This window comes from Gemmatimonadaceae bacterium (genome assembly GCA_035533755.1).
GTDB lineage: Bacteria > Gemmatimonadota > Gemmatimonadetes > Gemmatimonadales > Gemmatimonadaceae > JAGWRI01.
In genome coordinates this window covers 74308-93873 of sequence record DATLTC010000054.1, presented here as the reverse complement: position 1 = coordinate 93873, position 19566 = coordinate 74308, and the positions used below count along the sequence as shown (strand labels likewise).

The following is a 19566-nucleotide window of genomic DNA, read 5'->3' as shown; positions in this document are numbered from 1 at the left end:
GCGCCCACCATGCCCAGGGGCTCGCCCTCTCCCATGGCGGGGGACGCCACGACGTACAACACGATGCCGGCCATCGGCGCGCGCACCTCGGCGATCGTCTCGCCGAAGTAGTCGGTGAGGTGGCCAAAGGGCGCGCCCTTGGCCACGTACTGGTCGGGATGGACGGCGGGATACCAGAGGCCCGTGGCGGGGCTGGTGAGCACCTCGGACGGCTCGATCCAGACGGCGTGCTCGAGCATGTCGCGGGGGCCGGGGAGCATGCCCAGGTAGCGCATCACGCGGAACGCGCCACGCGCGTTGAGGGCCACCATGTCCTCGGTGGGGACGCCGACGCCGCCCGCCTCGGTGGTCACCGCGGGCTTGCCGCGCGCGTGCGCCGTGTTGGAACAGAAGAGCGTGGCGTTCAGGTCGCGCGGGCGGCCGCGGTCGACCACGATGTGGTCGAGCCCGAAGGCGAGCGCCATCTCGCGCGCCGTGGAATCGACGCGCCCGTCGACGCCGAGGTTGTTCCAGTACGAGTACGGACGGAGCGCCTCGTTGCCGTCGCCGGAGTGCATGTCCACCAGATACTCGCACTGGTCGATGACCTGGGTGGTGATGGCGTGGGCGATGCGCTCCGAGGCGGTGCCGTGGGGCGATCCGGGAAACACGCGGTTGAGGTTCTTCTGGTCCCACGGACCGCGGTAGATGGTGCGGTGCGCGAACGAGGGGACGTTGGCGATCTGCACGATGATGACGGTGCCGCGGAGGACGGCCGGATCGAGCTCGGCGCGCACGCGCTGCAGCGCGACGATGGGCGACGGCTCGGAGCCGTGCGTGCCGGCGATGAGGGCGAGCACCGGACCGGGATCGGCGCCGGCGACGATGGTGACCGGGATCTCGGCACCGGGATCGGCGGCGTGGGGTACATGCAGGAAGCCCGAGACCTTGGCGCCGGGGCGCGCCGTGGCGGAACCGACGACGAGGGTAGGCATGGGACACGGGCCTCACGAAGGGATGGCCCGAAGATCGCCGCCGGTGGGGGACTGGGCAAGCCACGGCCGGCGGCCGCGTGGTTATCGTTCATTGTCAGCCATTCCCGAGAGGAGCGCACGATGTCCACCACCGTCAGCCGCGAAATCCGTCTGGTGTCGCGCCCGCGCGGGATGCCAGCCGCCGAACATTTCGCGCTCGCCTCGGTGGAACTGGGCGAGCCGGCGCCGGGGCAGGTGCTGGTGCGGAACACGTTCATGTCGGTGGACCCGTACATGCGGGGCCGCATGAACGACGTGAAATCGTACGTGCCGCCGTTCCAGGTGGGGCAGGTGCTTGAAGGGTCGGCGGTGGGCGAGGTGATCGCGTCGCGCGCGGACGGGTTCGCCGCCGGCGACGTGGTGACCTCGATGCTCGGCTGGCGCGAGGCGTTCGTGGCCGACGCGTCCGCGGTGCGCAAAGTGGACCCGGCGGTGCAGCCGCGATCGATGTGGCTGGGGGTGCTGGGCATCACGGGGCTCACGGCGTGGGTGGGGTTGAACCTCGTGGACGTGAAGGCGGGCGATCGCGTGTTCATCTCGGCGGCCGCCGGCGCGGTGGGCAGCGTGGCCGGCCAGCTGGCCAAGCTCCGCGGATGCTTCGTGGTGGGCAGCGCCGGATCGGCGGAGAAGGTGAAGCTGCTCACGGGCGAGCTGGGGTTCGACGCGGCGTTCAACTACCGCGACGGCGATCTGCCGGCGCAGCTGGCGGCCGCGTCCCCGCCGGGGATCGACGTGTACTTCGACAATGTGGGCGGGGAGCAGTTGGAGGCGGCGCTGACGGCGATGCGGCCGTACGGGCGCATCATCGCCTGCGGCGCGATCTCCATCTACAACGAACAGACGCCGCCGCCGGGGCCGCGCAATCTGGCGCTGGTGATCGGCAAGCGGCTGACCATGAAGGGATTCATCGTCAGCGACCATCTGGATCAACTGCCCCGATTCGCGAAGGATGTGGGCGGACATCTGGCCGCCGGCCGGCTGCAGGCCAGGGAGACGATCGTGGAGGGCATAGCGAACGCGCCGGGGGCGTTTCTCCGATTGTTCCGCGGCGGGAACACCGGCAAGATGGTGGTCAGGCTCGGGTAGGGATCACGAATTCGGAGGCACCGATGAGCGACAGATCCGGCTTCTCGCGGGTGGAAGTGGCCAAGACGGGGGTGGGGTTCGGGACGGCGCTGGCGATCACGATCTCGTGGTCCCAGTCGCACTCGATTCTGTGGGCCATCGTCCACGGATTCTTCTCGTGGCTGTACGTGATCTACTACGCGGTGACGCGCTAGCGATGTCGGACCGTCCCCAGACGCTGGGCGAGGAGATCGCCAATTCGGTGAGCCACGGCGCTGGATTCCTGGCGAGCGTGGCGGCGCTGCCGCTGCTCGTGATCGCCGGCGCCCGGCATCACAATGCGTGGCAGGTGGTGGCGGGCGCCATCTATGCCAGCACGCTGGTGCTGCTGTACGGCGCGTCCACGCTCTACCACGCGGTGCCGGCGCGGTCGCATGCCAAGCCGGTGCTGCGCGTGGTGGACCACGGCGCGATCTACCTGCTCATTGCGGGCACCTACACGCCGTTCGCGCTCGGCGCGCTGCGCGGTCCGTGGGGCTGGAGCCTGCTGGGGACGATCTGGACGCTGGCGCTGGCGGGGATCGTGCTCAAGGCGGGGGTGGGATTCAAGTACCCGCGCCTGTCCACGGCGGTGTACCTGCTCATGGGCTGGCTGGTGGTGGTGGCCATCCACCCGCTGGCGGTGGCGGTGGGTCCGGCGGGCCTCGCCTGGCTGCTGGCCGGTGGCGCCTTCTACACGCTCGGGGTCCTCTTCTATACCAGGCCCCGGATGCGGTATGCGCATCTGGTCTGGCATCTGTTCGTGCTCGGCGGCAGCGCGTGCCATCTCGTGGCCGTGGCCGGCTACGCGAACGGGATTCCGCGATAGGCGCGATCTCCACGCTTCACCCCAATGGTCCTCCATGCCTCGTGACCTTCCGCTCGCCAACGGCGCGCTGCTCGTGGCTTTCGGCCGCGACTACCTGATTCGCGACATCTACTTTCCGAACATCGGCAAGGAGAATCACGCCACCGGGCACCCGTTCCACTTCGGCGTGTGGACCGAAGGCCAGATGGCCTGGATGGGTCCCGAGTGGGCGCCCGACCTGCGGTTCGCGGCGGGGACGCTGGTGACCGACGTCAAGGCTCGGCATGCGGGGCTGGCGGTTTCGCTCGCGTGCGCCGACACCGTGGATTTCTTCGAGAACGTGCTGGTGCGGCGCATCGTGGTGCACAACGAGGCGGCGCGGGCGCGCGATATCCGCGTGTTCTTCCATCATGACTTCCACCTCAGCGGGACGGAGGTGGGGGACACCGCGTTCTTCGACCCCGAGACGCAGGCGATCATCCACTACAAGGACGACCGCTACTTCCTCATGAACTGCGCCGTGAGCCACCAGGTGGGCGTCACGCAATATGCCTGCGGCAACAAGGAAGTGGACGGGAAGGAAGGCACATGGCGCGACGCGGAGGACGGCGTGCTGCAGGGGAATCCCATCGCCCAGGGTTCGGTGGACTCGACGATGGGCGTGACGCTGCAGGTGCCGGCGCAGGGCTCGGCGGAGCTGTACTACTGGATGGCGGCGGGCACCGACTACCGCGCGGTGGCCACGATCGACCAGGTGATGCGCGCCAAGACGCCGGACCGGCTGCTGCGCCGCACGCACAACTACTGGGGCCTCTGGGGAAGCCGCGGGCTGGGCGTGGACACCGATCTCTCGGCGCGGGCGCTCGAGCGGTACGCGCAGAGTCTGCTCATCATCCGCACGCAGATCGACCGCAACGGCGCCGTCCTGGCGGCCAACGACACCGACATCACGGCCGAGGCGCGCGACACCTACTCGTACGTGTGGCCGCGCGACGGCGCGCTGGTGTCGGTGGCGCTGATCCGCGCCGGCCACGCCCAGGCGCCGGAGAACTTCTTCGGCTTCTGCTCGCGGGTGATCTCGTCCAAGGGATTCCTGCGCCACAAGTTCAATCCGGACGGCACGCTGGCCTCCACGTGGCAGAGCTACATCCGCGACGGCAAGCCCGTGCTGCCCATCCAGGAGGACGAGACGGCGCTCGTGGTGTGGGCGCTGTGGCAGAATTTCCTGAAATTCCGGAACGTGGAGGGCACGGCGCCGTTCTACCGGTCGCTGGTCACCCGGCCCGGGGATTTCATGCTCGCGTACGTGGACCAGAACACCGGGCTCCCGCAGCCGTCGTTCGACTTGTGGGAGGAGCGCTGGGGCGTGCACGCGTTCACGGTGGCGGCGGTGATCGCCGGCCTGCGCGCCGCCGCCGAGCTGTCGGACGCGTTCGGCGAAGGTGAGCGCGCCGCGCGCTATCGCGCGGGCGCGGAGCGGATGCTGGATGGATTCCGCAACGTCATGTGGAACGATCGGGAGCAGCGGTTCGCGCGCATGGCGTCGGTGACGCCGTCGGGCTACACCCTGGACATGACGATGGACTCCAGTCTGTTCGGGCTGGTGGAGCTGGACGTCCTGCCGCCGGACGACGTGCAGCTGCAGGCCACGGTGCAACAGATCGCCGAGCGGCTGCGCGTGCACACCGACATCGGCGGCATGGCGCGATACGAGAACGATCGCTACCACCAGGTGGAGACGCAGCGGCTGGACATCGCGGAGGGCAATCCGTGGTTCATCTCCACGCTCTGGCTGGCGCGCTACCACATCAAGCGGGGCACGGGGGACGATCGGGCAATCGGCCGCGCGCTCATCGAGTGGGCCGCCGAGCGGGCGCTGCCGTCGGGCGTGATGGCCGAGCAGCTGAACCCGTACAACGGCGACCCGCTGTCGGTGTCGCCGCTCACGTGGAGCCAGGCGGCGTACGTGCTCGCGGTGCGCGACTACGTGGATCGCGCGGGTCCGGCGGCTACCTGAGGGAGAACGCGGCCTCGCCCGTGGCGGCGTCGAACAACGGCGTGACCGCCTCGCCCTGCCGCACCCGTTCGATGCCGCGCTCCGACTTGGCGGTGGTCGCGATCTCGTAGCGCCAGACGTCGCGCGCGCCGGGCGCGTCGAGGGCGAGCGGATACGCCAGCGACAGTTCGGGCGCGAACCGCGCGCCTTCGGGGAGCGCGCCGGCGTCCCAGGTGTAGCGGGCGTGGACCTCGCCGTCGGCGGCGATGCGCCAGTCCACGGTAAAGCCCGGCGCCTCGCAGTGCACGATCACGGCGTCGTCGGCCACCTCGACACGCGCGGCGCAACGCGTGCGCGCGAACGACGCCACCGGCTGGTACGCGGCGGCGGCGTAGGCGTCGGCGGCGAGGTGGCCGGCGATGATGCGCGGCACGCCGATGGCGCGGTCGTCGAGATCCACGGGCGGCTGCGCGTCGAACACGAGGGCGGCTTCGAGGTCGTGGATGCTGGCGGTGCCGTCGTGGGCGGGCGTGCCGGCGTGGCCCGGCCGCGACAGGTGGTACGCCTCGAGCCGGCGGGTGAGGGTGTCGGCGTGATTCCGCCCGGTGTCGAAGCGCGTGTACTCTTCCAGCGCGCCGCCGCGGGCGGGCGCGATGATGGCCGAGAAGTGCGCCGAGTGGACCCAGACCTCATCGGAGCCGTCGCCGTTGATGTCGAGCGTCTCGGCGGCGATGGGTTCGCCCTGCCGGAGTTCGCGCTCGGCGATCGCGAGTTGGCTCCACACGCCGGCGCGCAGGTGGGGCAGGTAGAGGCCGCCGAACACGCCGTGCCAGAGGGCGTCATTGCACTGCGCGCGACCCACGGCGCGGCGCGCGACGGGTGGGTTGCCGCGCTGCCGGCAGAGCGTGCTCAGCGCGAACATTTTCTTCTGCATGCGGTTGGACTCGGCGTACTTGGCCAGGAAGTTGCGCCAGTGCGCGCCGCGGACGAGGGCGCCGTCGGGGCCGGCGATGCGCTCGGTGCCGAGTTCGGCTTCGAGCGCGAGGAGCCGGTTGGCCGCATCGGGCGGCAGCGCCCAGCCTTCCATCTCGCGATACGACGCGGTGGGCAGGTAGGCGATTCCGCCGCACGGCACCTCGTCCAGCGCCTCGCGTCCGCTGCACAGGCGCACCACGCCCTCGTCGCGCAACCGGTCGAGCATGTCGCAGAACTGGTCGAACCAGCCGCGGTCGTACACCCACTCGCGCGTGCCGGGCCACCCGCCGAACTTCTCGCCGTCGTCGGCGAACACGGCCAGGGGCTGGCGCGCGGCGTGCAGGGCGCGCAGGTAGTCGGCCATCTCTTCGGGGGGGCGGAACGGGATGAGGTAGCGCAGCCGTTCGTCGATGGCGAGCAGGGTGAGGGGTTGGCCGTCGCTCTCGGTGCGATAGGGCACGTGCAGCTGATCGCGGCGGAACCCGGTGACCAGGAAGTGCCGGTCGTCCACGAGGGCGTAGCGGATGCCGGCGGCGGCGAGATCGGCGGAGAGTTCGGGTTCCCACACGCGCTCGGTGAGCCAGAGGCCGTCGCCGGCGATCCCGAATCGCGCCTGGAGCGCCTGGCGCAACCAGGCGATCTGCTCCACGCGGTCGGGGCGCGGGATGGCGGCGAGGATGGGCTCGTACATGCCGGCGAGCAGGAATTCCACGGCGCCGTCGGCGGCGAGCTTGCCGAGTTGATCCACGAGCTGATGGTCGTGTTCCTCGATCCATTCGAGCAGCGGCCCCGAGATGTGGAGCAGCGCCGGGCCGAGGCGCCGGCGTTCGAGCTGGGCGAGCAGGGGCCGATACACATCGCGGGCGTGGGCCGCGAACACGTGGTGGAAGTTGCCCACCGGCTGGTGCAGGTGCACGCCGAACACGAAGCGCACCGGCGGGAGCGGGACCGGATGACTCACGTGGCCGCCCTCGGGCGCGCCGCGAGGACGCGGGTGCGATAGACGCGCTCGCCGTCGCCCTCGGCGGGATCGTTGCTCATGGCGGCGGCCAGGCGGTCGCGCAATCCGCTCTCGAGCGTGGCGTCGCGCATGCGCTCGATGGCATATGCGGCGAGCCAGAGCATGAGCACCGTCTCGTGTCCGGCGACATCGTCAAAGAACCAGGCGCACGATCCGAACATGCCGAACCGCGCCCACATCGCGTCCAGCAGTTCGAGGGCGCGATCCTCGTTGGCGCCGGGCGCGAGATGGGCGCGCACGCAGGCGCGGCGTTCGGCGTCGAGCCGGGTGGCCACGCTGCCGAACGCGTCGAGGGCGGGCCATGCGTCCACGAACAGCGTGGCGCCTTCGGCCTCGAAGCGGGCGTCCATCTCGCGGGCCAGCCAGTTGAGCGCGGTGCGCAGCGGACGCCGCCAGGCCTGCGACGTGCCCGGCACGATGCGGTCGCCGCAGTCGGAGCGCCACCGTTCCACGCCATGCGCGCAACTCCACGACGACGGTTCGACCACGAGCGCGTTGCGCGTGGGCGCATGGCGAGCCAGCACCGAGGCGAAGTTCTCCACGCGCACGTCGGCGCGCGCGGCGAGGATCGCGAACGCGCGGGCCATGGCCATCTCGCCGAACTTGTGGTGGTGGCCGAAGGTCTCGCCGTCGGTGGCCACGCTGGCGAGCGAGAATCCGTCGACGGCAGAGTCGGGAGCGAGGGCCCGGGCCAGGAGATCCCCGTGTTCCAGCAGCCGTCCGAAGGCGACGCCGGTGGCGAGCGGTCCGTCGTAGACGAAGAGCGCGATCTCGCGTCCGCCGCCGGCCGAGAAGCGCAGCGGCTGGCCCTGGGTCGGCGCCTGGCCCACCTGGCGCGGCGCGACGATGGTGAACTTCACGCCGTGCTCGGCGAGCACGACGAGCGTCTCCTCGTCCATCGCGGTCTCGGGCATCCAGAACCCTTCGGCGTCGCGGCCGAACCGGCGGCGGAAGTCGGCCAGTCCCCACCGGATCTCGGTGGCCTTGTCGCGCCGCGACGCGAGCGGGAGGATGACGTGGTGGTAGGGCATGGCCAGCGCGTTGCCGTGCCCGTCCAGGCGCCGGGCGCTCTCGGCGTCGGCGGTGAGGATGGCGCGGTAGACGTCGGGGGCGTTGGGCTCCAACCAGCGGAGCAGCGTGGGGCCGGCGTCGAAGCTCATCCACGAGAACAGGTTCATCCGTCCGTCCACGTGCCCCTCGGCGTCGAGCAGTCGCGCCGCCGTGCAGGGCTCGTAGCACTCGTGCGTGATGCGCTCGTTCCAGTCGTGGAACGGATCGGCGCTCGCCTCCACGTCCACGCGGCCGAGCCAGGGATTCTCGCGGGGTGGTTGATAGAAGTGACCGTGGACGACAACCGAGTGCATGGATGATCAGGCGGACGCGGCGGAGGGCTTGAGCGCGCGGGCCACGGCATCGAGCACGTCGGGAAAGAGGCCGTCGCGCGCGCGCAGCGCCTCGGCGCGCACGGCGGCGCCGGCCAGATCGCTGCCGCTCTCGAGCGCGGCCACCAACTCCGCGGTGGCGTCTGCGTGCACGCGGAACCGGCGCTCGCCGTAATCCACCACCTCGCCCGTGGAGATGATGAACTGCCAGTCGGAGGCCTGGGCGAGCAGCAGTTCGCGGGCGGCCTGCGCGAGCACGGCATGCGCGGCAGGGAGCGCCAACGCGGCCGGCGCGGCGCGCCAGAAGCGCGTCTCGAGATCCCACAGCCGCTCCCACGTCCAGGCGGTGCCGGGATTGAGCCACATGCTGAAATCACCGTTCCTGCCCCACGATCCCGCGGGCAGCTCGAGCGACGTGGGCGCGCCGGCCGCATTGACGTGCGTGGAGCCGGTGGTGGGCCGGACGCTCGGGTGTCCACGCAGGGCGCGGTAGGTGTCGGCGAGAAAGTCCGGACCCTCGAACCACCAGTGGCCGAACAGTTCGGAGTCGAAGGGGGCGACGATCAGCGTCTCGGCCGGCGTGGCGTCGCGGGCGATGCCGTCGAGCAGGCCGGCAAAATGGCCGGCGTGCTCGCGGGCCAGCGCGCGGGCGGCCGCGGCGTCGTACGGTCGCTTGTCGCCCAGCGACACGCCGGCGCCGGTCACCTCCCAGAGCTTGAGCCCGCCGGGCCAGCGGATCTTATGAAATTCCAGATACCGGAACGCGCCCGGATATCCCTCGTCGCGGCTCCACACGTGGCGCGTGGACGCGGGGTCGCGCACGAGGGCGCGCACCGCGTCGGCGTCGTGCCCCACGGCGTAGTCGCGGTACGGCGACCGCAGCGCCTCGTGGGCCGCGGACTCGGCGCTCGAGTGGTAGGCTTCGAGCGGGCGGCCGGCCCGCGCGAGGTGCGAGTCGATGACCGTGTAGCGGTAGCCGGCCTCGGCGACGTGGGTCTCGATGCCGGCGCGGACGCCCGTGACGGGCGCGCCGGGCCACGGGGCCCATTCCCCGCGCGGGCGGTACGCGCATTCGGGCAGCCAGAGCCCGGCGGGCTCGCGGCCGAACAACCGCGTATGCTCGGCGCGGCCGGCATGGAGCTGCAGGCGAATGCTCTCGTCGCGAGCCAGGAGCGGCAGGAAGCCGTGCGTGGCCGCCGAACTCATCAGCTCCAGCCGGCCGGCCGCCTCGAGCGCGCGCAGGGCGCCCACGAGGTTGCCGTCGAGCGACTCGAAACGCGCCTCCAGGCGGCGGAATCGGTCGCGCCAGACGTGGACGATGGGAATGAGCTGGTGGTCGCCGGTGTGCGCGAGTTCGCGCTCCGCCTCGTCGCAGGCCACCAGGCGCTGCGCGAAGAATGCGCGGAGCTCGGTGGCGAACAGCGGATCGGCGAGTTGGGCGGCGAGCACGGGCGTGACGCCGAGCGTGACCGGCGCGGCCACGCGCTCCTCGTCCAGCTGCTCCAGGGCATCGAGCAGCGGGAGATACGAATCGAGGGCCGCTTCCATCAGCCAGTCGCTGCCATGGGGCCAGCGGCCGTGCCCGAGCACGAAGGGCAGATGCGAGTGCAGAACGAGGACGAAGTCCATTAGCTGCAGAATGCGTTCATGGGCGTGCCCGCGCCAGGCGATCGGCCTCGGCGTACACGCGGCCATACGCCTGGGCGGCGCGTTCCCACCCGAAGTCCGATTCCATGGCGCGGCGCATCATCGCCGTCCAGGCGTCGGGGTCGGCGGCGCAGGCGAGCGCGCGGTCGATGGCGCCGTCCAGCGCCTCCGCGGTGAAGTCGTCGAACAGGAAGCCGGTGCGGTTGTCCTGCACGGTGTCGCGAATGCCGCCCACGCGTCGCCCGATGACCGGCGCGCCGTAGCGCTGGGCGCGCAGCTGCGTGAGCCCGCACGGTTCGTACAACGACGGCATGAGGACGATGTCGGAGCCCGCCATGAGCCGGTGCTCGAGCACATCGGTGAACGCGAAGTCCACGGCCACGGTGTGCAAGCGCCCCGCGGCCAGCGACGACAGCGCCGCGCGGTACCCCGGTTCGCCCTCGCCGAGGAAGACGAACTGCGCGTCGTACGACCGCACGCGCTCGCTCTCGAGAATGAGGTCGAACCCCTTCTGTTTCACCAGCCGGCCGGTCATGCCGAACAGCGGCACGTCGGGGCGTTCGGCCAGTCCGAACGAGTGCTGCAGCGCCGCCTTGCACGCCGCCTTGCCGGAGAGGTCGTCGCGCGAATAGTGCGCGGCGATGTAATCGTCGGTGGCGGGGTCCCACACGCGCTGATCGATGCCGTTGATGATGCCCACCAGCCGGTCGCCCAGGTCCTGGAAGGTGTGGTGGAGGCCGAACCCGCCTTCCGGCGTGCAGAGCTCCCGGGCGTGCGTGGGACTGACGGTGACCGCCATGTCGCAGAAGCTGAGGCCGCCCTTGAGCACGTTGAGCTTGCCGTACCACTCAAGGTAGTCGAGCGTCCACAGTTCCCAGGGAAGCCCGAGTTCCTCGATTGCCGTCTCGGGAAAGTGCCCCTGGTAGCCGGCGTTGTGCACCGACACGACGATCGGGCTGGCCGCGAACCGCTCGGCGAGCGCGCTGTAGGTGCGCGCGTACACGGGCGCCAGCGCGGTGTGCCAGTCGTGGGCATGGAGGAGCACGGGGCCGGGCACGAACTGGACGATGCCCTCGAGCGCGGCGCGGGCGAACAGCGCGAACCGGCGATGGTTATCGGGGTAGTCGGCGCCCTGCTCGCCGTAGATGCCGGCGCGCTTGAAGTAGGCGGGCGAGTCCACGAAGATCACTTCCGGACCGTCGGCCGCGTGCTTGTTGTGGAAGAAGCGCACCTCTTCGAGGCGTGGTCCGACGGCGATCGTGAGCGCGGGGCCCAGCGGCTCGAGGTCGGGCGCCACCTCCCGCACCAGCGCGTAGAGCGGCATGAACACCACCACGCGTTCGCCGCCGCGCGCCTGGAATTTGGCGAGGCCGGCCACCGCCTCGGCGAGGCCGCCGGTGCGGGCGTACGGATAGTACTCCGCCGTCAGGTGGACGATGGTGCGCCGGTTGGCATCGGACGCCGCCCGCGGCGGGGAGGCGGCCCGCCGCGGCTTTGCCGGTGCCGGAGTCCTTCGAGTGGCCACGCGCGCCGCCTATCCTGTGGGCGGGACGTCGGCGCCGGCATCGCCGACGATTGCCGGCACGTAATAGTCCCGCACGTATTCCGTGAGCATCCGCTGACCGGTGAAATGCATGCCCGCCGCCCGGATGGCGTGCTTCATGACTTCGATCCAGGCGTGCGGCACGCCCTTGCTGTCGCGATCATAGAATGCCGGCACGACATGCCGCTCCAGTAGATGATACACCTGTGCGGCCGCTTGGGGACCCACCTCAGCATCCGGGGCCGCCGGATCTTCCACCACCGACCAGCCGTTGTGCCCGTTGAATCCCTCTTCCCACCAGCCGTCCACCGTGCCGAGTTGCGGCACGCCGTTGAGCGCGGCCTTCATGCCGCTGGTGCCGGACGCTTCCATGGGCACCCGCGGGAGGTTCATCCAGAGGTCCACTCCCTGGACGAGGACGTGCGCCAGGTGGAGGTCGTAGTCTTCGACGAAGGCCACGCGTCCCTCGAATCGGGGATCGCGCGTGGCCTGGTAGACCTCCTGCAGCACCTGTTTGCCGAGATTGTCCGCCGGGTGCGCCTTGCCGGCAAAGACGATCTGCACCGGGCGCGCCGGGTTGGTGACGATGCGCAGCAGACGCTCGGTGTCCTCGAAGATGAGGTGGGCGCGTTTGTACGTGGCGAACCGGCGGGCGAAGCCGATGGTGAGCGCGTGCGGATCGAGCAGCACGCCGGAGCCCACGAGCTGATCGGCCACCTGCGCGCGCCGCGCGAAGGCATGCCGCGCATGCTCGCGCACGTGCATGAGGAGGGTTTCCTTGAGCCGCCGGTGGACGCGCCAGAGCGCTTCGTCGTCCAGCGTGAGCACCTGCTCCCACAGCTGGGGGTCGTCCACGCGGGCGCCCCAGTCGGGGCCGAGGTGGCGCTCGAGAAGCGCCATGACCGAATTGGCCATCCAGGTGGCGAGATGCACGCCGTTGGTCACGTAGCCTACTGGCACCTCGTCCTCGCGGCGGTCCGGCCAGAGAGAAGCCCACAGGTGGCGCGTGACCGCGGCATGCGGCCGCGACACGGCGTTCACGCGGTGGCTCAGCCGGATGGCGGCCGCCGTCATGTGAAAGGTGTCGTGGTCGATCAAGGGATGGTGACCGAGCATCATGAACGTGTCACGATCGATCCCCAGCGCGTCGGGAATCGGGCCCGTGCATTCCAGCACCTGGTCCATGCGGAACATGTCGTGGCCGGCGGGCACGGGCGTGTGGGTGGTGAATACGCTCGTGGCGCGCACGCGCCGGATCGACTCGTCCAGCGGCACGCCGGCCTGGTGGAACTCGCGCAGGCGCTCCATGTGCATGAACGCCGCGTGGCCCTCGTTGGCGTGCCACACCGCGGGCTTGATGCCGAGGCTGCGCAGCACGCGCACGCCGCCCACGCCGAGCAGCCATTCCTGCTTGAGGCGCAACTCCGGTCCGCCGGCGTACAGCTTGCTCAGCAGGGGTCGGTCGTCGGGGTGGTTCTGGTCGAAGTCGGTGTCGAGCAGGTACACCGAGACTCGGCCGGCGCGCAACCGCCACGCGCGGATGAACACGTCGCGCCCCGACGTGCGCACGGCCGTGAGATACGGGGTGGCGTGGGGGGCCTCGACGGGCTCGAGCACCGTGTTGTGGATGTCGAATGGATCGTCGGCATCCTCCTGCCAGCCGTCGGAGCGGATGCGCTGATCGAAGTAGCCGTGGCGGTACAGGATGCCGACGCCCACGATGGGCACGCCGAGGTCCGAGGCCGTCTTGCAGTGATCGCCGGCGAGCACGCCGAGCCCGCCCGAGTAGATGGGCACGGAGTGGTAGAAGCCGAACTCGGCACAGAAGTACGCGATGGCCCGGCGGCGTTGGTCGGGATACGTCTGGGCGAACCAGGTGACGTCGTCCGACTGTTCCGACGCGTGCCAGCGCATGAGCGCGTCGTACTGGGCAAGAAAGTCGGGATCGGCGGCGCACTGGGCCAGGCGCTCGCCGCTCACCTCATTGAGGATCCGGATGGGATCATGCCGGCAGCGCGTCCAGATGAGAGGATCGATGGTGCGGAAGATCGCGCGCGCGTCGCGATTCCAACTCCAGGACAGATTACCGGCGATGTCTGCCAGCCCGGAGAGGCGCTGCGGCAGGAGGGGAAACCGTGGGGGCATGGCGTGGGACGGCGCTGCCAGGTCCGGACGCGAAATCACGCCGCAGTGCGGGATTGCGGAGCCGGGAAGGGAACGCCGTGGAAGGAGACGGCGGGCCGGGCAACGAACCGGTTGCGAACGGCTGGTTGAATGTAGGGTCGTGCGGGAGCGACTACCAGCCTTCCGGCCGGCGCCGCATTTCGCGTACGTTCAGACTATGGAGGGGACCGCTCGCCGTTCCGCGGCGCGCCGGCCCATGGTGGGATCACGCATCGGAAGGAGCGCGCTATGGATCGCAAGGCTGAAGCCCGCTGGAACGGCGACCTGAAGGGGGGCCGCGGCAACGTGAAGCTCGGGAGCGGGGCGTTCGACGGCCCGTACTCGTTCGCCAGCCGGTTCGAGAGCGGGAGCGGCACCAATCCCGAAGAGCTGCTCGGCGCGGCGCATGCGGGGTGCTTCTCGATGGCCCTCGCGGCGGCGCTGGCCACGGCGGGGCACCCGGCCACCAGCGTCACGACCACGGCCACGGTGCATCTCACCAAGGGGGAGGCCGGCTTCTCGATCAGCGGCATCGACCTCGTGACGCGCGGCGTGGTGCCGGGCGTGTCGGATGGGGAGTTCAAGAAGTTCGCCGAAGACGCCAAAACCGGCTGCATCGTGTCGCGGGCGCTGTCGGCGGTGCCGATGACGCTCGACGCCCAACTGGCGGGGTGACCGTGCCGGCGGCGGGCCAGCGGGCCCGGAAGCGGTCGCTCCCGTTGTCGCGGGTGTATCGCCTGCTCGAGCCGGGCCCGGTGGTGCTGGTCACCACGGCGCGGCGCGGGCGGCCGAACGTGATGACGATGTCGTGGCACACGATGATGGAGTTCGAACCGCCGCTGGTGGGGTGCGTGATCAGCGAGCGCAACTATTCGTTCGGGGCGCTGAAGGCCTCGCGGGAGTGCGTGATCAACATTCCCGCCGTGGGGCTGGCCGACCGGGTGGTGGCGTGCGGCAACACGACCGGGCGGCGGGTGGACAAGTTCGCCGCCTTCGGCCTGACGGCGGAGCCGGCGGCGCGCGTGGCGCCGCCCCTGATCGCCGAGTGTTTCGCGAATCTGGAGTGCGTCGTGTCCGATACGCGGCTGGTGGCCAGGTACAACTTCTTCGTGCTCGAAGTGGTGAAGGCCTGGATTCGCCCGTCGCGCGTGGCGCCGCGGACCCTCCATCACCGGGGGATGGGGGAATTCATGGTGGCGGGGCGCACGCTCAAGCTGCCGTCGCGGATGAAGTAGGGGGGAGCCGCCGGGGCGGGCCGCCATTAGCCGGGGACCGGGGCGATGTAAAGGCCGGCGCGGATTTCAAACGTCTGGGCCCCCTCATCCGTATGTTGGGGTGCAGGCGTGGCGAGCGGCGGGTTGCCCTCCCGGATCGGGGGCCCGCGCGCCCTCCGCGTCCGTCTCACCGCGATCCCCACTCTCGGCTCAACCAATGCGGCAATTGCAGCAATTCGTGCGTGTCTCCCGCGTCGCCCCCGCCCTGTGCGGCGCGCTCGTGCTCTCCGCCTCGTGCGCCAAGCAGCAGGCCCGACCCCCGAAGCCGCCGGTCACGGTGGCTGTGGTCGCGGCGCGGCGGGCCGACGTGCCCTACATCATCGATGCCAACGGCGTGGTCACGCCCATCCAGTCGGCGGCGGTGGCCTCGCAGGTGGACGGGATCGTCACCCGGGTAGCGTTCCAGGAAGGCCACGAGGTCACCACGGGGCAGGTGCTCTTCCAGATCGATCCCCGTCCCTACGAGAACGCCTACCAGCAGGCCCGGGCCGCGTACTCGCGCGACTCGGCCACGGCGGCCAACGCGCGATACGAGCGCGACCGGTACCGCAGCCTGGTCGCCGCCAAAGTCATCACGCCCGAAGAGGCCGAGCAGTACGAGACGACGGCGGCCACGAGCGACGCCACGCTCCGCGCCGACGCGGCGCTGGTGGCCACGGCCAAGTTCAACCTGGACAACACCACGGTGCGGGCGCCGATCGCCGGCAAGACCGGCAGCGTGCTCGTGCGGGTGGGCAATCTGGTGCGCGCCGCGGGCAGCCAGCCGCTGGTGGTGATCAACCAGATCCGTCCGATCATGGTGCGATTCTCGGTGCCGTCGTCCGAGCTGCCCAAGCTGCTGCGCTATGCGCCGCGGGGCGGCCTGCCGGTGACGGCGATGCCGGGCGGGGGCACGCCGGCATCGTCGCCGTTCGACTCCACCACGCAGCCGACGGTGGCGCCGGAGTCGTCGTCGCCGGTGGCGGAGGCGCTCGCGGCCCAGCAGGGGAGCGGCACGCAGCCCGAGCTGGGGACGCTGAGCTTCATCGACAATGCGGTGGACACGACGACCGGCACCGTGCAGCTCAAGGCCACGTTCGCGAACAAGGACGGCGACCTGTGGGCGGGCCAGTTCGCGTCCACGCGCATGCGGTTGTACGTGGAGCAGGGGGCGCTGGTGATCCCGGCCCAGGCGGTGGTGACGGGGCAGCAGGGGACGTACGTGTACACGTTGGGTGCCGACAACAAGGCGCAGCAGCATGCGGTGGTGATCGAGCGGACGACGGGCGGCCTGGCGGTGGTGGCGGCGGGCGTGGCCGAGGGCGACCGCGTGGTCACCGAAGGGCAGTCGCGTCTCACGCCGGGCGCGGCGGCCACGCTGCGCACGGCGGTGGACCCGCCGGCCGGCGACAGCACGCATGTGAGCCGCGGCGCCAAGGGTGGCAGCGCCTCCGGCGGCGGCCGGCGCGGGCGCCCGGGTGCGTGACGGCGACGTCGCGGTGACCGCGATCCGAAGGCGCCGCGCCGGAGCGGGGCGATGAGTCTCACCGGGCTCTTCATCCGGCGGCCGGTCATGACCACGCTGCTGATGATCGGCATCGTGGTGTTCGGCATCGTGGCCTACCGGGGGCTGCCGGTGAGCGACCTGCCGATCACCGATTCGCCGAGCATCGGCGTGGGCGCGAGCCTGCCGGGCGCCAGCCCGGAGACGATGGCGGCCACGGTGGCGACGCCGCTCGAGAAGGCGTTCTCGGCCATCGCCGGGATCGACGAGATCACGTCCAACAGCTCGCTGGGCTCGACCAACGTGAGCCTCACCTTCTCGCCCGATCGCGACATCGACGCGGCGGCGCAGGACGTGAACGCGGCGATCTCGCAGGCCATGCCGGCGCTGCCGGCGGGCATCCATCCGCCGTCGATGCACAAGCAGAACCAGGCGGCGGCGCCGATCCTGTTCCTGGCGCTCACGTCGGCGGTGCTGCCGCTGCAGACGGTGGACGAGTACGCCGAGACCGACATCGCGCAGCGGCTGTCGATGGTGGAAGGGGTGTCGGAGGTGCAGGTGTGGGGGTCGGCCAAGTACGCCGTGCGCGTGGAGGTCGATCCGGCGCGGCTGGCGGCGCGCGGGCTCGGGGTGTCGCAGGTGGCGGCGGCGATCCGCAACAACAACGTGATGCTGCCCACGGGGGTGCTCTACGGGCGCGATCGCACGCGCACGGTGCAGGCCACCGGGCAGCTGGCCAACGCCGCGCAGTTCCGCCAGCTGATCATCGCCTATCGCAACGGCGGGGCGGTGCGGCTGGGCGACGTGGCGAACGTCCTCGACGACATGCAGAACGACAAGGGGGCGAGCTGGATCGGCAACGAGCGCGCGATCGGACTGGCGGTGATGCGGCAGCCGGGCGTGAACACGGTGGAGGTGGCGGCGGCGGTGAAGGAGGCGCTGGCGGAGATCGAGCGGGGGCTCCCGCCCACGGTCACGGTGCACGTGCAATACGACCGCTCGGTGTCGATCCAGAATTCCGTGCACGACGTGAAGTTCTCGCTGGTCGTGGCGCTGTGCCTCGTGGTGATGGTGATCTTCCTGTTCCTGCGCAGCGCCGTGGCCACGCTGATCCCCAGCCTCACGCTGCCGATGTCGATCATCGGCACGTTCTCGATCATGGCGATCCTGCACTTCAGCGTGGACAATCTGTCGCTGATGGCGCTCACGCTCGCCGTGGGGTTCGTGGTCGACGACGCGATCGTGATGCTCGAGAACATCGTGCGCCATCTGGAGATGGGGAAGCCGCCGATGCGGGCCGCGTTCGACGGCGCGCAGGAAGTGGGATTCACGATCCTCTCGATGACGCTGTCGCTGTCGGCGGTGTTCATCCCGCTGATGTTCATGGGCGGCCAGATCGGGCGGCTGTTCCAGGAATTCGCGATCACGATCTCGGTGGCGATCCTCGTCTCGGGGTTCGTGTCGCTCACGCTCACGCCGATGTTGTGCAGCCGGCTGCTCAAGGCCAAGAGCGAGCAGCGCCACGGCCGCTGGTTCAACGCCACCGAGCAGATGTTCCAACGCACGCTACACGCGTACGAGCGGAGTCTGGGCTGGGTGATGCGCCACCGCCGCTACGCGTTGGGATTCTCGGTGGTGGTGCTCGTGCTCACGGCGGGGCTGTTCATGATCATCCCCAAGGGGCTGTTCCCGCCCGACGACACCGGCCAGCTCAACGGGACCACCGAAGCGGCGCAGGGCACGTCGTTCCCAGAGATGAAGCGGCTGCAGCAGATCGCCATGGCGCGGCTGGCCGCCGATCCCGACGTCGAGTCGTTCAGCTCGTCGGTGGGCGGCGGGTTCGGGTCGTCCAATCAGGGGCGGCTGAACGTGACGCTCAAGCCGGAGGGCCAGCGGCCGTCGGCCGACGCGATGGTCAACGAACTGACCAGGCGCCTGTCGGGCATCCCGGGGCTGGCCGTGTATTTCCAGAACCCGCCGGCCATCCACATCGGGGGCCGCTCGGCCAAGGCGCAGTACCAGTTCACGCTGCGAGGCAACGACATCGACACGCTGTATTCCGAGGCGGGCAAGCTGATGGCGCGGCTGCAGCAGGTGCCGCTGCTCACCAGCGTGACGTCGGACCTCGAGAACCGGGCCCCGATCCTGCAGGTGCACATCGACCGCAACCGCGCGCTGGCGCTGGGCGTGACGCCGGCGTCGATCGAGCAGGCGCTGGCCGACGCCTACAACGAGCAGCAGGTGTCCACCATCTACACGCCCGCCAACGAGTACTGGGTGGTGATGGAGACGGTGTCGGCCGCGCAGACCGACGCCAACGCGCTGCGGCGGTTCTTCGTGCCCGGGTCCAACGGGCGCATGATCCCGCTGTCGGACGTGGCCACGTTCGAGCACACCACGGGGCCGCTGAGCGTGGCGCACTCCGGGCAGATGGCGTCGGTGACGATCTCGTTCAACCTCGCGCCCAACGTCTCGCTGGGCGCGGCGGTGGACGCGGTCAATCGCCTGGCGCGGAGCACGCTGCCGGCGTCGATCTCGGCCAACTTCTCGGGCGCCGCCCAGGCGTTCGAGGCGTCGCAGCAGGGGATGGGGCTGCTGTTCGTGATCACGGTGTTCATCATCTACATCATTCTCGGCATCCTGTACGAGAGCTTCATCCACCCCATCACCATCCTCACCGGGCTGCCGTTTGCGGCGTTCGGGGCGCTGGTGGCGCTCTGGGTGACCCACGTGGAGCTGGGCGTGTACGGCTACGTGGGGATCATCATGCTGGTGGGGATCGTGAAGAAGAACGCGATCATGATGATCGACTTCGCGATCGCCGCCGAGCGCGAGGACCGGTGCACGCCGGCCGAAGCGATCGTCCGCGCGGCGAGCGTGCGGTTCCGGCCGATCATGATGACGACCGTGTCGGCCATCGCCAGCACGCTGCCGATCGCGATCGGCGTGGGCGCGAGCGCGGCGTCGCGGCGCCCGCTCGGCATCGTGGTCGTGGGCGGACTCGCCTTCTCCCAGATCGTGACGCTCTACGTGACGCCGGTGTTCTACACGTACCTCGACGAATTGCAGGGCTGGAGCGGCCGCGTGTTCGCGCGCGCTACCGGCACCACCACCACCGCGGGGGGCCAGGTGGTCCCGGCGGCGGGCGACTGACCCT

The 19566-nt window shown here is 70.4% G+C and carries 14 protein-coding genes; 8 read left to right on the top strand and 6 right to left on the bottom strand.

Going from position 1 to position 19566, the window contains the following annotated elements; all coding sequences use genetic code 11:
• On the bottom strand, nucleotides 1-974 hold a 974-nt coding region (locus VNE60_08225; protein ID HVB31490.1), incomplete at its 3' end, for a M14 family metallopeptidase.
• Between the two features lie 120 nt (nucleotides 975-1094).
• Between VNE60_08225 and VNE60_08220 the strand changes: the two genes are divergently transcribed.
• The 4 genes from VNE60_08220 to VNE60_08205 are packed head-to-tail and all read left to right on the top strand — an operon-like array spanning nucleotide 1095 to nucleotide 4942.
• Nucleotides 1095-2099, top strand: a complete 1005-nt coding sequence (locus VNE60_08220; GenBank protein ID HVB31489.1) for an NADP-dependent oxidoreductase — start codon at nucleotides 1095-1097, stop codon at nucleotides 2097-2099.
• Between the two features lie 23 nt (nucleotides 2100-2122).
• Nucleotides 2123-2293 carry a hypothetical protein gene (locus tag VNE60_08215; protein ID HVB31488.1) on the top strand — a complete coding sequence of 57 codons (171 nt, stop codon included), beginning with the start codon at nucleotides 2123-2125 and terminating at the stop codon, nucleotides 2291-2293.
• A gap of 2 nt (nucleotides 2294-2295) precedes the next feature.
• Nucleotides 2296-2946: a hemolysin III family protein gene (locus tag VNE60_08210; GenBank protein ID HVB31487.1), complete on the top strand. Its 651-nt coding sequence runs from the start codon at nucleotides 2296-2298 to the stop codon at nucleotides 2944-2946.
• 34 nt (nucleotides 2947-2980) lie between these two features.
• The gene (locus tag VNE60_08205) at nucleotides 2981-4942 is read left to right on the top strand and encodes a glycoside hydrolase family 15 protein (GenBank protein HVB31486.1); all 1962 of its coding nucleotides are present in this window, start codon (nucleotides 2981-2983) and stop codon (nucleotides 4940-4942) included.
• On the opposite strand, the gene VNE60_08200 is transcribed toward VNE60_08205, so the two are convergent.
• The 5 genes from VNE60_08200 to glgP are packed head-to-tail and all read right to left on the bottom strand — an operon-like array spanning nucleotide 4935 to nucleotide 13634.
• A complete protein-coding gene (locus tag VNE60_08200; GenBank protein ID HVB31485.1) occupies nucleotides 4935-6857 on the bottom strand; it encodes an alpha-amylase/4-alpha-glucanotransferase domain-containing protein in 1923 nt (640 codons plus the stop codon). The genes VNE60_08205 and VNE60_08200 overlap by 8 nt on opposite strands.
• A complete protein-coding gene (locus VNE60_08195) occupies nucleotides 6854-8281 on the bottom strand; it encodes a DUF3536 domain-containing protein (protein HVB31484.1) in 1428 nt (475 codons plus the stop codon). Before VNE60_08195 ends, VNE60_08200 begins: the two co-directional genes overlap by 4 nt.
• Nucleotides 8282-8287: 6 nt before the next feature.
• Nucleotides 8288-9928: a 1,4-alpha-glucan branching protein domain-containing protein gene (locus tag VNE60_08190; GenBank protein HVB31483.1), complete on the bottom strand. Its 1641-nt coding sequence runs from the start codon at nucleotides 9926-9928 to the stop codon at nucleotides 8288-8290.
• A 16-nt stretch (nucleotides 9929-9944) separates the two neighbouring features.
• Entirely contained in the window at nucleotides 9945-11471 is a 1527-nt protein-coding gene (locus VNE60_08185; GenBank protein ID HVB31482.1) for a glycogen/starch synthase, read from the bottom strand.
• A 9-nt stretch (nucleotides 11472-11480) separates the two neighbouring features.
• A complete protein-coding gene (gene glgP, locus VNE60_08180; GenBank protein ID HVB31481.1) occupies nucleotides 11481-13634 on the bottom strand; it encodes an alpha-glucan family phosphorylase in 2154 nt (717 codons plus the stop codon).
• 267 nt (nucleotides 13635-13901) lie between these two features.
• On the opposite strand from glgP, the gene VNE60_08175 reads away from it, so the two are divergent.
• The 4 genes from VNE60_08175 (at nucleotide 13902) to VNE60_08160 (ending at nucleotide 19562) form a co-directional block, all read left to right on the top strand.
• Nucleotides 13902-14327, top strand: a complete 426-nt coding sequence (locus VNE60_08175) for an OsmC family peroxiredoxin (protein HVB31480.1) — start codon at nucleotides 13902-13904, stop codon at nucleotides 14325-14327.
• Between the two features lie 2 nt (nucleotides 14328-14329).
• Nucleotides 14330-14887, top strand: coding sequence for a flavin reductase family protein (locus VNE60_08170; protein HVB31479.1), 558 nt, complete (start codon nucleotides 14330-14332; stop codon nucleotides 14885-14887).
• A 217-nt stretch (nucleotides 14888-15104) separates the two neighbouring features.
• Nucleotides 15105-16391, top strand: coding sequence for an efflux RND transporter periplasmic adaptor subunit (locus tag VNE60_08165; protein HVB31478.1), 1287 nt, complete (start codon nucleotides 15105-15107; stop codon nucleotides 16389-16391).
• 51 nt (nucleotides 16392-16442) lie between these two features.
• Nucleotides 16443-19562 (top strand): efflux RND transporter permease subunit, encoded by a 3120-nt coding sequence (locus VNE60_08160; protein HVB31477.1) that lies wholly within the window; start codon nucleotides 16443-16445, stop codon nucleotides 19560-19562.
• The last annotated feature ends 4 nt before the right edge of the window (nucleotides 19563-19566 follow it).